14 protein-coding genes are annotated in these 14,680 nt (G+C 51.5%); 5 read left to right on the top strand and 9 right to left on the bottom strand.

Annotation, left to right across the window (positions count from 1 at the left end; genetic code table 11):
- Nucleotides 1–117: 117 nt before the first annotated feature.
- From MKY86_RS02150 to MKY86_RS02140, 3 genes are all read left to right on the top strand, one after another.
- Nucleotides 118–858: a class I SAM-dependent methyltransferase gene (locus MKY86_RS02150; protein ID WP_340825910.1), complete on the top strand. Its 741-nt coding sequence runs from the start codon at nucleotides 118–120 to the stop codon at nucleotides 856–858.
- Between the two features lie 458 nt (nucleotides 859–1,316).
- Entirely contained in the window at nucleotides 1,317–2,522 is a 1,206-nt protein-coding gene (locus MKY86_RS02145) for an MFS transporter (RefSeq protein WP_076080307.1), read from the top strand.
- A gap of 115 nt (nucleotides 2,523–2,637) precedes the next feature.
- A complete protein-coding gene (locus tag MKY86_RS02140; protein ID WP_076080305.1) occupies nucleotides 2,638–3,615 on the top strand; it encodes a phosphotransferase enzyme family protein in 978 nt (325 codons plus the stop codon).
- A gap of 91 nt (nucleotides 3,616–3,706) precedes the next feature.
- On the opposite strand, the gene MKY86_RS02135 is transcribed toward MKY86_RS02140, so the two are convergent.
- Complete coding sequence (locus MKY86_RS02135; RefSeq protein ID WP_076080303.1) at nucleotides 3,707–4,732, bottom strand: carbohydrate-binding protein; 1,026 nt, start codon at nucleotides 4,730–4,732, stop codon at nucleotides 3,707–3,709.
- A gap of 346 nt (nucleotides 4,733–5,078) precedes the next feature.
- Here MKY86_RS02135 and MKY86_RS02130 point away from each other — a divergent pair, with 346 nt between their 5' ends.
- Nucleotides 5,079–7,235 carry a sensor histidine kinase gene (locus tag MKY86_RS02130; RefSeq protein WP_076080300.1) on the top strand — a complete coding sequence of 719 codons (2,157 nt, stop codon included), beginning with the start codon at nucleotides 5,079–5,081 and terminating at the stop codon, nucleotides 7,233–7,235.
- Nucleotides 7,236–7,242: 7 nt separating this feature from the next.
- Nucleotides 7,243–7,932 (top strand): response regulator transcription factor, encoded by a 690-nt coding sequence (locus MKY86_RS02125; protein ID WP_076080298.1) that lies wholly within the window; start codon nucleotides 7,243–7,245, stop codon nucleotides 7,930–7,932.
- Nucleotides 7,933–7,969: 37 nt separating this feature from the next.
- Here the strand turns inward: MKY86_RS02125 and MKY86_RS02120 are convergent, their stop codons facing one another.
- The 8 genes from MKY86_RS02120 to MKY86_RS02085 form a co-directional block, all read right to left on the bottom strand.
- Complete coding sequence (locus MKY86_RS02120) at nucleotides 7,970–8,539, bottom strand: SF0329 family protein (protein ID WP_076080296.1); 570 nt, start codon at nucleotides 8,537–8,539, stop codon at nucleotides 7,970–7,972.
- A 59-nt stretch (nucleotides 8,540–8,598) separates the two neighbouring features.
- Nucleotides 8,599–8,739, bottom strand: coding sequence for an AbrB/MazE/SpoVT family DNA-binding domain-containing protein (locus MKY86_RS02115; RefSeq protein ID WP_340825899.1), 141 nt, complete (start codon nucleotides 8,737–8,739; stop codon nucleotides 8,599–8,601).
- Between the two features lie 13 nt (nucleotides 8,740–8,752).
- Nucleotides 8,753–9,979, bottom strand: coding sequence for an RtcB family protein (locus tag MKY86_RS02110; protein ID WP_076080292.1), 1,227 nt, complete (start codon nucleotides 9,977–9,979; stop codon nucleotides 8,753–8,755).
- 281 nt (nucleotides 9,980–10,260) lie between these two features.
- Nucleotides 10,261–10,977, bottom strand: coding sequence for a M24 family metallopeptidase (locus tag MKY86_RS02105; protein ID WP_143803773.1), 717 nt, complete (start codon nucleotides 10,975–10,977; stop codon nucleotides 10,261–10,263).
- A 154-nt stretch (nucleotides 10,978–11,131) separates the two neighbouring features.
- Nucleotides 11,132–11,800, bottom strand: coding sequence for a hypothetical protein (locus MKY86_RS02100; protein WP_076080290.1), 669 nt, complete (start codon nucleotides 11,798–11,800; stop codon nucleotides 11,132–11,134).
- Nucleotides 11,790–12,842, bottom strand: coding sequence for an alpha/beta fold hydrolase (locus MKY86_RS02095; protein ID WP_076080288.1), 1,053 nt, complete (start codon nucleotides 12,840–12,842; stop codon nucleotides 11,790–11,792). The genes MKY86_RS02100 and MKY86_RS02095 overlap by 11 nt, the downstream gene beginning before the upstream one ends.
- A gap of 17 nt (nucleotides 12,843–12,859) precedes the next feature.
- Nucleotides 12,860–13,579, bottom strand: coding sequence for an SDR family NAD(P)-dependent oxidoreductase (locus tag MKY86_RS02090; RefSeq protein WP_076080286.1), 720 nt, complete (start codon nucleotides 13,577–13,579; stop codon nucleotides 12,860–12,862).
- On the bottom strand, nucleotides 13,576–14,580 hold the full coding sequence (locus MKY86_RS02085) for a tRNA dihydrouridine synthase (RefSeq protein ID WP_076080283.1): 1,005 nt from the start codon (nucleotides 14,578–14,580) through the stop codon (nucleotides 13,576–13,578). Before MKY86_RS02085 ends, MKY86_RS02090 begins: the two co-directional genes overlap by 4 nt.
- Nucleotides 14,581–14,680 lie beyond the last annotated feature (100 nt).

Below are 14,680 nucleotides of genomic sequence, written 5' to 3'. Positions count from 1 at the left end.
TCCTTTCCCTCCTATCAATAAAAAACGAGTATAATCAACAGTTCCATTCCCGCCTATGAACAGCTATGCTATCTTACCTTTATGCATTTATATTGTATTGCCAAGGAGGAACTAGCATTGACTGCGCATAACAATCTGGAAGAGTACCGTGATCCGGTCAACTATGATCTGGAGTTCGGCGGGGAGACCCGGAAATATCAGTTCTATTTGGAATGGGCTCAAGCGGCTGCCGGCGAGGTCTTGGAACTGGCTTGCGGAACCGGATTGACGACCCTGCCGCTGGCTCAAGCGGGAATGGCCATGACTGGCGTTGATATTGCTTCCTCTATGCTGGCTTATGCGCGGGTGAAGGCCGGGAACTTGCCTGTAGCGTTTATCGAAGCTGATGCGCGAACCTTCCGCTCTGATAAGAAGTTCGCCATGATCTATTTAACGGGGAATGCGTTTCAGGCTTTTTTGAGCGATGAGGATCAGGCCGCCTTACTCAGTACAGTCTACAATCATCTGGAGCCCGGAGGACGTCTGATCTTCGAGATGCGTAATCCAGCAGGAACTGACCTGTCCGATGAAGGGGAGACGGCTTGGGGGCAATTCATCGATTCAGACGGCAACGTAGTCAAGGTATCGGGCACACAGACCTACGATGCGGAACGTTCCATCATGCACTGGGTAACCTTTCGCGATTGGGGCTATAAGCGGACGCATTCACGGATCGACTGCCGGTTTACAACCTACGCTGCGCTGACGGAGTTATTGACCCGTTACGGATTTCGTATCGAGCATCAGTATGCAGACTGGGATCGCACACCGTTCACCCCCTCCTCCCCTCTCCTTATCAGCGTATGCAAGAAATCGTAAGCTTCAATCTGTTCTTTTTGCCATAATTAAGCTGACGATCTGTTTCATCTCCTCTTGGTTCAGGATGGAATACCAGCGGCTGGTTGTGTTATCCTTGCTAATCTTCGCCAGAAGCAGTTCCGTCCTATCTTCGGAGACATTCAGAATCACTCTGCGTCATTTCCAGGAATGAAGTTCAATGTAGTGATTGTTCCTCATTCCTCTTGATATCATCCTAACATTCATCCCCAAGTATATCATATGCTGGTTATCCCCTCCCCTTCGCACACCAAAGACGCCGCAGGCGAATCTGGGCGTCTCGTGTTCCCTCTATTTAGTTCTGTCCTCTTTTCTAGGGAACTTCCATGTTCCTATAGCACCAGCATCATCCTATAGGACTTAAAAGTGCGTACTTCTACATTTCTTATTTACTGTTTACACTAACATCAGCCATTGATTAACGAGGGGGAATGATTAATTTGGGACAAAACTGGAAAATCTTCATACTTGCTGTGGTCTGCTTTATTGTCGGGACATCCGAATACATGATCACGGGCATTTTAGATAAAGTCGCCGCAGATACCGGAGTGACATTATCTCAGGCTGGACAGTTAATGACCGTCTACGCACTAGCCTACGCCATAGGTACCCCGGTCCTAATGGGGGTCACGGCCCGGTTTGACCGTCGAAAGTTGTTGTTGTACTCGCTTGGCTTAATTATCGTGAGTAATGCGCTAATCATGATTTTTCCGGGTTATGGATTTATGCTGCTTGCACGGATAATCATGGCGCTCGGAACTGGCGTATTTGTCGTGACATCGCTTGCCTTAGCCGCTAAGTTAGCTCCTTCGAACAAGAAGGGGAGTGCGATTGCAACGGTGTTAATGGGTGTCACCGCTTCACTTATTTTGGGCGTGCCCATTGGCCGGGTGATTGCCGCCGCGTACGATTGGAGGCTGATTTTCGGCGGTATTAGCCTTCTTGCTATGGTCAGTCTACCCGTCCTGGCAAGCGCAATACCACGGATGGAAGGTGATGAGCCGATCTCCTTTGCCAAACAACTGGCTATGGTGAAGAGACCGCGAATCGCACTCTCTCTCGCCATTAACTTTTTTATGACGATGGGTTATGGCATTGCCTTCACGTATTTGTCGCCTTATCTGCTGGAAGTTGCCGGAATGAGCGATCGATGGGTAAGCGGCGCCCTGTTCGCATACGGCATCGCCAGTCTGATCGGGTCAAAGGCAGGGGGAAGCGGCACCGATCGATGGGGTGTAGGCAGAACGTTAACTGGAGCAACGTTGTTAAATATGGTGATGCTGATATTGTTATCGGTAGTCTCTGGCACTTCCATATTCCTTGTTTTCCCGGTGCTGGTGCTTTGGTCGCTCTTCTCCTGGGCAGCTTCTCCAAGCCAGCAATATGATCTTCTTACCTTGTCTCCCAAGACATCTGGTGTCATGCTTGCCCTCAACACATCTGTGCTGCAGCTGGCGATAGCGGCGGGGGCTGGACTTGGAGGCATTGTCATTAACTATTTATCGCTGCAAGCCATTATGTGGGTCGCTGCTGCCTCCGTTGCTGTAGCGGCTATGATTTCTGCTGCGTTGTTCGGCAGGATAAGCTATCGGTCGCGCCAAGAGAGTCAAAGTGCAGAAATACTAACATCTACAGCTCCGGAATAAGCTCCGGCTCCCCCTATCAATAAAAAACAAATATAGTCAACGGTTCCATTCCCGCCCATGAACAACTATGATATCGTACCTATTATACTTTGATAAATAAGGGAGCGAGCTGCGATTGGATGCACACTTGAATACCGCAATGGAAGCACTGGAGCACTACCCTATAAGCTGCAAATCGGTTGATTTCATTGCACAGAGCGGCAATACGATCTACAAAGTCACTGATCTGGACAACAATAGTTACAGCCTCCGGCTGCATATCTCCAAAGGTGACGCCCTTGAGCAAATCTGGAGTAAGCGGGAAGTGCTTCAATCCGAGATGGTCTGGCTGGAAGCCTTAACCTTGGATACCGATGTGACCCTGCCTTCACCTTGTAAGAATATTCGCGGAGAATTCATTACGAACGTGAACCATACCCACTGCACTTTATTACGATGGGTGGAGGGTGAACAGAAGCCTTTCATTCCTTCTATAGAAGATGCCGGGGCCATAGGTGAATTGATCGGCAAGTTACATAAGCAAGCCTCGAACTGGAGCATCCCCGTTGCCTTTGAACGCCCGGCCTTTGATGGCTCCCGGATCTTACAAGCCCTTAATACGCTGAAGGAACGTGCTAATGCCGGACTGTTTGATGCAGGAGATACGGAGCTTCTGCTGCATGCCGGTGAGCGGGTCATTCACATGATGGACTCTATGGAGCGGACAGCCAGCAATTGGGGCATGATTCATGCCGATCTGATTCCAAGTAATTTGGTGTTTGATGGAGAAGAAGTACGGCCCATTGATTTTGGTGCTTGCGGGTTCGGTTATTACTTAGTGGATTTGGGCTGGACGTTCTCCTACATCCATCCTTCATTCAGAGAACAGTTGCTTCAGTCTTATTCCAAGCACCATCCGTTGCCGGATAACTATATTAAAAGGTTAGAGTGCTTCTTCATTGCAGCACAGCTGGAGACGATGAATTTCTGGCTGGGCCTGCCGGACTGGCAGGAATGGCTGCCCGGGCATATCGGTAAATTAGCCAGTAGAGAGATTACGGCCTACTTAAACAATGAATCGTTTCTCTTCAGCGGCGTGCCGTATTGGGAATGAACCTTCACCTGGGCTTGGCACAAACGTAAAAATAAAGACGCTGCGGGAATTCCCGAGCGTCTTTTTCTTTTATGGAAAGAAAGGTGCTCCCTTAGTTCTTCCCCCCATACCCCTTATACGTACCATAGACGGCATTCGCATACTGATCCGCCAGAATCGGGCGGCCGTAGGAATCGGTGGCGCCTGGATACCAGTTGTCGCCCCCGTTGTAATGTAAGAGTCCGTTGTAGATGTTGCCGAATCTTGAGATTTTCTCATCAAGAATCAGTCCGCCTAAGGCAACCTGATCCTGTTCGCTGCTGTGATTATACGTGCGGCCGAATTTGGCGCTGAATTGGGAGGCATACGCGGCACGTGTATTCGGCTCGACCTGCATCAAGCCGTCACCGGCGGATGGACTGCCCGGCAGACCTGCTCCGAAGCTGCTTTCCTTCTTGATCACCGCGCTCAGTAGTAGTGCGAAATCTCCGCCTTTTCCGAATTTATTGTCCACATTCATGGCATAGGTCCAGATCTGGCTGGGCACCTCGGAGGGGCGGGTGACGCCGGACGCTGGCGGTGAACCGGTGTAGATTTTGACCGAAGACATCTTGTCATTCACACTGTCGCCGACCCAGGAGGAGCTTGCTGTATAGGTCCACTTCGTGCCGCTAAAATTATCGTCCGCATACACTTCAACCGTCCAGCCATTCGGTACCTTGAGCGAGGACATCCAGTCATTCGGAATGCCCGCATTGTTCAGCTGGGACAGCACATAATTGCCTGTTCCCAGGGTGACGGCCTTGCCGCCATAGTCCCTATCTGCATAGAAGATGGCTCCGTTCGTGGCCGGGGGTGTGCTGGGCGTGGGTGTCGGTGTCGGTGTTGTGCTGTTCCCGCTCTTCCACAGTGCAGGAACATTCGGCGGCTCCCAGCCAGTCAGGGACGTATGCGCCTGAAGACAGGTATATGTACCTCCGCCATAGGTTACGGTGTCATTCACCGCATAGGCCGTGTTCGGCGACCACGCTCCTCTCGCGGCTGCACTTGCATTTGGTAAGGCGGTGAAGAATACGGAGAGCAGTAATGCGAATGCGGCCAACAGGGATACAGCTCTAGCTGACACTTTGGTATACAATAGCCAAGCCTCCTTAGATCGTTTCCCCTCATAAAATAACCCCACAAAGCCCCAAAACATAACATTACAAAAGGGCCCTCCACGGGGCCATCCATCAGGGTACTATATTTTATTACCGATTTTCTAATTCATTCCAACATTGTTGTAGTTTTTGAATCACCTCGAGAAACTTACAATTTTCGACATATCCTTTTCCTTATCTAGCATTCTACACGGGAATTTAGCCTCTTAATGAAAGAAAAGAGAACTTAAATAGTGCAATTTCACACAATTTTCGGCAATGATGCTATCATTAAGGCAATGAGCTTAAGAATGACGAATCTTGTAGATTGGGGTCGGCTTCATCATGAGGGGTATACTAAGGTCCGGTTCTCGTAATATCTGGTTACATATCGCTGTGGTCGTGGTTATCGGGCTGATCGCAAGCTATGCCATCCTGTCTGCAACGCCGGGTGCCTCCAAGCCCCGAAGCAAGGAAGGCCTTCTGGATCTAACACATACCTCTATCCGTACGAATCCGCTGAAGTTACAGGGAGAATGGGCCTTCTATTGGCACAAGCTGCTCTCGCCCGGGGATATTCAAAGCCGGATAGCAGGCGGGGAATCAGCTGAGCGGAACCGGTATATCAACATTCCCAGCTCCTGGCTGGGCTACCCGCTGGATGGGCAAACGCTGAAGGGAGAAGGTTATGCCACCTTCCGGCTGGCGATCCGGCTTAGTGAGCAGGATAGCAAGGAGCGGCTGGCTCTGAGGCTGCCTACTATTTTTCATGCGTATAAATTGTGGGTGAATGGAGAACTGCTAGCTGAAGTCGGTGTGGTGGATCAGGACAAAGAGGGCATGACGCCGCGTCTGGCGACGAAGCTGGTGTTCTTCCAGCCTGAAGGCGACACGGTGGAGCTGGTGATGCAGGTAGCGAACTTCCATCATAAGCGGGGCGGCATCACTAAGAATATTGAAATGGGTGGCAGTAATGTGTTAACGGTCCGGACCCATCTGAGGATTTCTGCGGATATGTTCATCACTGCCAGCCTGCTGGTGATCGGCGTGTATCATCTGCTGCTGTTCATGCTGCGGCGTAAGGACCGGGCACCGCTATACTTCGGTCTGTTCACTGTGATGTTCGCGATCCGCTCCCTGCTGAACGGCGAGCTTATGCTTACCCAGTGGCTGCCTCATTTTCCGTGGGAATTGCAGTTCAAGCTTGAGTATCTGATTCTATGCCTTGGCGGGTGGATAATCACGATGTATTTTGAGTGCATTTTCCCGGATTACGTGTCGCGTTGGTTCCGCTATGGCTCCCGGATCGTCACCGGCGCACTCTGTCTGGTGGTTGTGGTGACCCCTGCCCTCGTCTATTCCCGGATGCTGCTGCTGATAGGTGTGGTCGTGGTTCTCCATATGGTGTATCTGATGGTGGGGCTGGCTCATGCGGCGGTGCGGCGGATGGAGGGTGCACTGATCTTCCTGCTGGTGTCGGTGGTGGCTCTGGCTACGGTGATCAACGATTTCCTGTATTACAACGAATGGTCCCCCATCGGGAACAGCTCGCCGTTCGGACTGCTCATCTTCACGGTCGCCCAGATGCTGCTGCTCTCTTCAAGATTCACAAGGGCAGCAACGAATGAAGAACGGATTGCCCGGGAGCTGCAGGAGGCCAATCTCAAGCTGACCGGGATGAATGCCAATCTGGAGCAGATCGTGCTGGAGCGCACCCATGCCTTATCCGCAGCCCACGAGGATCTCCGCCTATCGTATGAGCGGTTACTGCACTCCGAGGAAGGCAGGAAGAAGCTGCTGGCCTACATTACGCATGATCTGCGCATGCCGCTGTCCAGTATGCTGGGTTATGTCGAGGCAGTGATGGATAGGGTCAAGCCGGAGAGCAATGAACAGTATCTGAAATATATCCGCGATAACACGATAAGGATCAACCGCATGATCGGAGAGCTGAGCTTCTTGTCGCATCTGGAGACGGGGCAAGTGGAATACCGGATGGAGCTGGTCCAGGTGACTAAGTTCCTGCGCGGCTTCTATGAACAATATGAGCTGGTGGTGCGGGATGCGGGGCTGGATTTCGATCTGGACATCGGGGATACAGTAGACCTGGGCGCCGGCCTGCCTGTTGCCCGGATTGATTCGCAACGATTAGAGCAGGCACTATTCAATCTGGTGTCAAATGCGATGAAGTTCACTCCTGGCGGCGGGTTGGTGCGTCTTGTTTTAGATGTGGACGAAGTGAACGATACGCGGTGTGTGGTCATCAGCGTACAAGACTCCGGCATGGGTATTCCTCCAGAGCAGCTGGAGCAGATCTTCGACCGCAATTACCGGGTGGACCGGCCGGGGCTGGACATGGGCGTAGAAGGTAGCGGGCTCGGGCTGGCGATATGCAGGGAAATTGTACAAGCGCATGGCGGGAGTGTCCGGGCGGAGAGCGACGGGAAGACGGGGTCGATTTTCCAGGTCATATTGCCATTGATTCAGGAAGCAGGAGAGTGACAATAGAATGGACACATACCGAATTATGATCGTCGACGACGATCCCCATATCTGTGAGATTGTTCAGCTATACTGCCAGCGGGAAGGCTTCGAGTCCTCGTATTGCCACAGCGGAGCCGATGCTATGATGCAGCTTGGGTCATTTAACCCGGACCTGATTGTGCTGGATGTGCTGCTGGCGAATGAGAACGGCATTGACTGGTGCAAGAACGCACGCAATTACACGAATGCCCCGATTGTGTTCCTAAGCAGTCAGGAGGAGGATGAGGTGAAGATCAGCGCCTTATCGTATGGCGGGGATGATTATGTGACCAAGCCGTTCAGTCCGGGCGTACTCATGGCCAAGATCAAGGCTCACCTCCGCAGGGTATCCACAGGCAGAAGGGAACAGCTGCTGGAGCTGCCGGGACTGACGCTGGATTTCTATGCACAGTCGGTCCATATGGGCAGCAGAACGATTTTTCTGTCGAAAAAAGAATTCAGCCTGCTCTCCTACATGGCACAGAACGTGAATCAAGTGGTCTCTGTCGATACGCTGTTTCACCTCATCTGGGGGATGAAGAGTCTGGAGGATACGCGGACGGTGGCGGTCCACATCAGTAATCTGCGCAAAAAAATCGAGGAAGACCCTATCCATCCCGAGCGGATCATTACAGTCCGGGGGGCCGGATATATGCTGGTTGCCGGGAAACGCTAAGCGTAGCGAATCGCTCCAACGGCAGCAGCTGTAACAGTCATAATGCCCCGCGACGCAGATCATAGAAATACTCCACCGCCGGATGCTTCCGCTGCATCTTCCCGGCCATCCCCTCGATCCGCTTCCGCCCGACTCTCCGGTCCATCAGAGCCAGAATATTCAGTACCATATCACTGCTCTCAAGGCTCTCCTCGATAGGAGTAACCAGGAACTTATTCGCCACCACAATGAAATTTGATTTCGTCAGGGCACTCTGGGCCAACATTAATGCCTTGGCGTGTTCGGTGGTTAAGCGGCTTCGGGCCATGATGATTAGGCGGTCCTCAGGGATGGGCCCCTTGGCCGTCAGTCTGACTGCTTCAATGTCTTCATGGGTGACGGAGATATGCAGCTCCGGGTCATTCTTGACCTCCAGCTCGGACGAATACCAGCGGATGGGGCTAGACTTATCGGTCATGCTGAGAATGTTCTTCTTGTCCACCGTAATATAACAGGTGCCTGATTTATCCGGCGAATAACGGTAAGCGGGCGCACGATACTCTACCCGTCCCTCTAAGGATGGACTGAGGAAGCCCTCCAGTTGTTGCTTGAGTTTGCTCCAGGACATGTAATCCCTCCCTATTGAAAATGGGAAAAGGCCTGTCGGCCTCTTCTTGAAGTTCTATGTTACCATACTTCGCGTCCTTGCTGCCCGCCTGTGGAGACTTCGTGATGGATATTATCTGGGGTAATACAAGACAGGATTTCATCCAGTGTAACCGACTTAGGGTTGATGATAAGCTGTCCATCTTCCTTATCTTGACGCACATGAATCCCCCCCTCAATCCTTATACGGATCGAACTCATCCGCGCCCGCCATACATACGCCCACAGGCTTCAGCACATGCATAACCTCAATGGTCCCGGCGTGCGCGTCCAACACTTCTTGCAGCTTCCGGTAGACAAAAGGACTCTCGTCCGTCCCCGCGCCGCGCAGCACTACGCCGAACTGCCGGACCGCCTCCAGCATTTGCGCTGTCGTAATTTGACCGCCGCTGCGGGTGCGGGTTTTATAGTTCATACGGCCCGCAGCCTGGGTCCGGCTCATGATTCGGCCTGCTCCATGAACGGTGCTGTAATAAGCATCCCGGTTCTCCTCGCTGTCCTTACCCCGGACGATCACGGAGATGTCTCCCATGCTGCCCCCGATAAAACCAGTCTGGCCCGGCGCCGACGGAGTAGCCCCTTTGCGGACAACGATGACTTCCTTCCCGTTATGCGTCTCTTTCCAGGCATAGTTATGATGGTTGTGCACCGCCAGATCCGCTTCCGTTCCCAGAATCGCCAAGACCTGCTCGATGACATAGTCTCTTCCCGCATAAGCATAGCGACCGGCCAGCTTCATCGCTCTGTAATACATATCGCCTAGCTCACTGTTCAGGTCGAGCAGAACGGGCGGCTGATCCATTTTTTCCCCGGGGGCATTCGCCAGGAAGTCTCTGCCTGCTGCCAGGTTAAGGAATCCGCTCGCCGTCTTATGCCCGAACCCTCTGCTGCCGAAATGATTGGCAATCCACACCCGACCCGTTGCCTCTTCTTCAAGTATATCTACGAAGTGGTTACCGCTGCCGACCGTACCGAGCTGATTCTGCGCCAGGGCCTTCAGCTTATCATGTACTCCGCTGCCCACCGCCTTGAACACCGCCCAATCCGGGTCGTCGAACAGCTCGTGTTCCACCCGCTCGTTATTAACCCGGCCTACACCGAAGGAGATTCTGCGGGCAATCTCATCCATAATCCCTGAGAGCCGCGGCCGCAGCTCCTCTATCTTCAAGCCGGTCCGCACCGCCTTATTCCCGCATCCGATATCATACCCCACACCCGACGGGGAAATTTGTCCATCGTATACGACCACGCCGCCGATCGGCTGGCTGTAGCCTTTATGATGATCCGCCATGAGCAGCGTCTGCACCACATTTCCTGTCTCCGCACACATCTTGGCTTGCGCCATCGCTCCGGGATCGGGATTCCCCCAGACCCGCACGCCGTCTATCGTTGTATAAGCCATATCTTTTTCAACCTCCTATGTTCGGGATCACCCGACGCTTCTGTGTCTATATTCGCTTATATCGGGTCCCAGGTACATGGCGGAAGTATTACGATTGGGTAGATATAACAAAATAGAGGACAGGCTTGTTGGCTCCAGCATTATCCCCTGCCATTCATCCGGTCCTCAGTTCATTTACGCATTCGTATCCCCCTTGCTCTCCCATACGCCAACATTATAGATGAATACGTCCAAGGTAACGCCGTTCAATGGTTCTGGAATCCGTCCCGCAGCGTACGTTCTTATAAAATAAGTAATTCTCCATCACGGAAATAATAAATATTCTCCCGTTTAAAACCGTACAATCCATTTCTGTGCTTAATATGCGGCTCAAATGTAAATAGTGATCCTTCACTAAGCTTCATCTTATTCCCGGACTCAAAGTATTTTCTGTGATCTTTATCGAATTCGATGGTATGCCCCAAATTTCCGGAAAAATCAAGATTAATGTAACCAAGTTGTTGGATAACCTCATTCATATATAAGTAGACTTGTTCAAAAGTCATGCCCGGTCTTACATAATCCATAAATTTGTTATGGAGCTCCTTTTCGGCGTTAATTCCATGTGAAAATTCTAGTGCAGATTCATTATCGGGATGTGCAAGTGCGTCTTCGGCAATTACTTTTCCATCAATCACTATTAGTGTTCGTGCATAGTCTCCCCAATAGGCGTTAATCTCTGGACTAAGATCTATGGTCACGATATCATTTCTGCGGACCAATGTATCCGAAGGCTTATACTCCTTACCCGACTCGGACCTAATTGTTCTCTTTCCAACGTGAACAAATGCCCCTACACCGTGATACCAAAAACTATGAATCCCCTTATCTCTCATAATCTCTTCGGCTCTATAGACGATTTCCTTTTCTGTGATGCCTTCTTTAATTATCCCCTGTAATTGACTTATAGTAGCTTTTGCGATCGATTGAACGTAAGTATACTGTGACAGATGCTCCACTCTAAAACCTCTCTCCCCTTGACCGCGCGGATCGCGGCTGCTGGCATTCTATTAAGTCTGATTCTCCGCAACCCTAAGGCAAGTCGTACGTCTGATGAAAGAGTGACGGCCCCAAAAAGCACCCAAAAAGAGTGCTTTCTTCGGGTTGGACTTGTTAGGATGAATCTGAGGTTCCAGGCAACACGATCACTGTCGGATAACCGATATCCTTGCCATCATGGACTTGATAGCGCAGAGCCTTAATTCCTTTTTCCTGTTCCGCTGAGGTCTGCCCGCTTCCATAAGTGAATTTATCTTGCTCTACTTTGGTAATAAGCCATTCTCCGCTGCGTTTCTCCAGGGAATATTGTTTAGTCGTTGCAGTGTACGGCTGATCCTTCAATTCTTTATGTTCGAACGTGTATATGTTGGCTTGATTGGAGCTACTCCCTGCATACACATCCGATATGCGAACCGTTGCACTAAGCTTATCCATTTCCGCTCCACGAAGGATATGAAGCATACGCTCTTTGAATATGTCGTACTCCTCTTGCGGCATATTCGCCAGATCATCCCGGGTGTATGTTGCAGCATCATATCCGAATACAATCTCGCCGCTGATCGATGCCCAATATTCTTCACTTACCAGTTCATTTACAGCTTTATGATATTGTCTATATGATTTATGAAGGTTAAGGAGATTATACTCACTCTGTTCAACGATCCTCACCTGCTCCACCATCTGCCGCTTCTCGGAATCGCTTATTGAAGAACCAGAACTGCATGCTGCTAATAGGGATATACACAAGACCAGCAACCCGCACATTAAGCTTTTATAGCTCATGCTCCTCCCCCTTACCTGCCGTTTGTCTGAGCCACTCCGCGAACCGCTCTTTCTCCTCAAACTGAGGATAATGGGCCGATTGCTCGAACATAACAAATTCCTTCACCGGTGCCTTCAGTGCTGTGAAGTATTCTTTTGCCGCGTGAACAGAAGTCATATAATCATATTGTCCCATCACAAAATAAACGGGGATGTCTACCTTATCCACAACACTCGTAATATAATTCTTAGCCCCTTCATCCAGCAAAATATCCTGTGACAGGGAAACACCCTTCATGTAGCGGATCACATCCAGCAGATTGTACTCCGGGTTCAAGAGGAACCCTGCATAATAATCCCGGTTATCGTCTATTAATCTCGCGGCCCCGCCATATTTGCGAACCAAGTCTCTTGGCGTCAGCTGCCCGCCTGCTTCTATGAGAGCCCGAAGCTCTTCTAACCGCGCAACATCCTTGGTATTACCGGCTCGCGTGGCTTGTTCCATGGAGTAATTCCAGCTATCCCGCTCGCTGATTCCCAGATCGCCCATCTGCCCGATTCCGATGTAAGCGGTGAACCGTTCCGGGGACTTGGCAGCCGCTTTAATCCCGATATAGGTGCCAAAAGAATGGCCGATCAGCAGCACCCGCTCCTGTCCGAATTCCTGCTTCACGTAGTCCGTCAATGCCAGCAAATCATCGACAAGCAGGTCCGTGGATAAATTAGAATAATCTTCTCCAAAGTGATACGACTTGCCGCTTCCGCGTTGATCATAGTGCACAATGGTAAAGTTCTGCTCAAGTAAATCCTGATATTTCCGCACATATGGAATTTCCGAACAGCCGGGACCGCCATGCACAAAAATAACTACCGGATTGCGCTGGTCTGCTCCTCTGATCATGACTTCATGTCCTGTGCCGTTAATCCGGATCTGCTCCAACTTACTTACGCTATGTTCCCCTTGAATTCGGGGTGTCCACGTTGGAAACACCAATCCGGCTGCGATCAGCAGGGCAATGATGAGAATAGTTATTCGGGTTATCTTGATGTACTTTTTGGACATGGACTACTCCTTCATCCCTACGCATTCGAGTCCAGCATCGCCGGAATATTGATTTCCTTCACACAGGAAGCCTTGGACAGGTTCATGACGCATTGCACCAGGGATACGATATCCTGAAGCGGAATCTGCGCACCATTATAGGCGGACAAGACAGGCTCGGCCCCCGCCTCCAGCGGAATCTGGGTAGCAATCTCACCAGGATTGATGACAGTCACACCGATGCCGTACGGCTTCACATGCTCCCTAACCGCATTGGCAATCCCGCGCAGACCGAACTTGGAAGCGGCGAACGAGACCTGGGTGTAGTCATTATGATCCAGGCCTGCCGTAGAACCAATCAAGAAGATTTTGGCGTTCTCTGACTTTTTAAGATTCCGCAAAAGCTTCTGGATGCACGTAATCGCCGAAGTCACATTGATGTTAATAATGCTGGAAATCTCAGCCGGATCATCCTGCTCAAAATCATAGTCATCGCTGAACCCCTTGCTCTCCCATACGCCAACATTATAGATGAATACGTCCAGGGTAACGCTGTTCAATGATTCTGCAATTCGCCCCGCAGCATCCGGCTTCGCCAAGTCAGCCTCAATCCAGGTCCGCTGAACCCCATCCTCCAGCTTCATGCTATCCGGATACGTTCTTGAGACCACCCAGACCTGATCGCCTGGTTCCGGCAGCGCCTTGACGAAGGCCTCTCCCAAGCCCTTGCTTGCTCCGAAAATAATAAAGTTTCTCATACGCCCTCCCTCGAGTCCCCAAGCTCCTCCGCCCCGTCTTGCTCCTTGCCTGCGAATTCATCCAGCAGTGCACGCACCTCGCGGGTGGACTTGGTGTTCATTAGATTATTTCTGAGTTCACTGGCGCCGCGGAAGCCGCGGACGTAGATTTTGAAGAAGCGGGGCAGCGGCTTGAACGAACGGGGCTCCAGCGCCGAATAGTGATCATGGAGGTCCAGATGCAGCCGTAGCAGATCCAGGAGCTCCTTGCTGCTGTGCTCCCTTGGCTCCTGCTCGAACGCATACGGATTATGAAAAATCCCGCGCCCGATCATAATCCCGTCCACCCCATACTCTGCGGCCAGCTTAAGGCCAGTCTCCCGGTCCGTTATGTCCCCGTTAATTGTCAGCAGGGTATCCGGCGCGATCTCATCCCGCAGCTTTTTAATCTCAGGAATCAGCTCCCAGTGGGCCGGGACCTTGCTCATCTCCTCCCGCGTACGCAGATGGATGGACAGATTCACAATGTCCTGCTGCAAAATATGAGTCAACCAGCCCCGCCATTCGTCCACGCTGCTGAATCCGAGCCGGGTCTTGACGCTGACAGGCAGTCCTCCGGCCTTCGCCGCCTGAATGATCTCCGCTGCGGTCCCCGGACGGCAGATCAGGCCGCTGCCCTTCCCGTTCTCGGCTACATTCGCTACAGGACAACCCATGTTCAGATCGATGCCCTTGAAGCCTTCTTCGGCCATACTGATGCTCATCTTCCGGAAATACTCCGGCTTGTCCCCCCAGATATGCGCGACCATCGGCTGTTCATCCTCGGTAAAGGTCAACCGCCCCCGCACCGCCTGCTTCCCCTCCGGGTGGGCATAGCTCTCTGTATTGACGAACTCCGTAAAAAACACATCCGGCCGGCCCGCCGCACTCACCACATGACGAAACACCACATCCGTCACATCCTCCATCGGAGCCAGTATAAAAAAAGGGCGTGGCAATTCACGCCAGAAATTATTTATCATATGAAGTACCTCTCTATGCGTGCCGGGATAATCCCTTATCCGGCTGTAGTAAAGCTAAATTATATCATAACTCCTTGGGATTTGTAGCCGCCAGCCAAGG

The sequence above is a fragment of the Paenibacillus sp. FSL R7-0333 genome (assembly GCF_038000365.1).
Classification (GTDB): Bacteria; Bacillota; Bacilli; order Paenibacillales; family Paenibacillaceae; genus Paenibacillus_AQ; species Paenibacillus_AQ silagei.
Note: the sequence above shows the minus strand (reverse complement) of the source record. Positions and strands in the feature narration are given on the sequence as shown.

What these genes read in the sequence shown, in the direction of transcription:
- MKY86_RS02110 (WP_076080292.1), bottom strand. Translation starts at nt 9,979, where the DNA reads ATGGCTTATACAACGATAGACGGCGTGCGGGTCTGGGGGAATCCCGAT.
- MKY86_RS02120 (WP_076080296.1), bottom strand. Translation starts at nt 8,539, where the DNA reads ATGTCCTGGAGCAAACTCAAGCAACAACTGGAGGGCTTCCTCAGTCCA.
- MKY86_RS02130 (WP_076080300.1), top strand. Translation starts at nt 5,079, where the DNA reads ATGAGGGGTATACTAAGGTCCGGTTCTCGTAATATCTGGTTACATATC.
- MKY86_RS02085 (WP_076080283.1), bottom strand. Translation starts at nt 14,580, where the DNA reads ATGATAAATAATTTCTGGCGTGAATTGCCACGCCCTTTTTTTATACTG.
- MKY86_RS02125 (WP_076080298.1), top strand. Translation starts at nt 7,243, where the DNA reads ATGGACACATACCGAATTATGATCGTCGACGACGATCCCCATATCTGT.
- MKY86_RS02095 (WP_076080288.1), bottom strand. Translation starts at nt 12,842, where the DNA reads ATGTCCAAAAAGTACATCAAGATAACCCGAATAACTATTCTCATCATT.
- MKY86_RS02100 (WP_076080290.1), bottom strand. Translation starts at nt 11,800, where the DNA reads ATGAGCTATAAAAGCTTAATGTGCGGGTTGCTGGTCTTGTGTATATCC.
- MKY86_RS02090 (WP_076080286.1), bottom strand. Translation starts at nt 13,579, where the DNA reads ATGAGAAACTTTATTATTTTCGGAGCAAGCAAGGGCTTGGGAGAGGCC.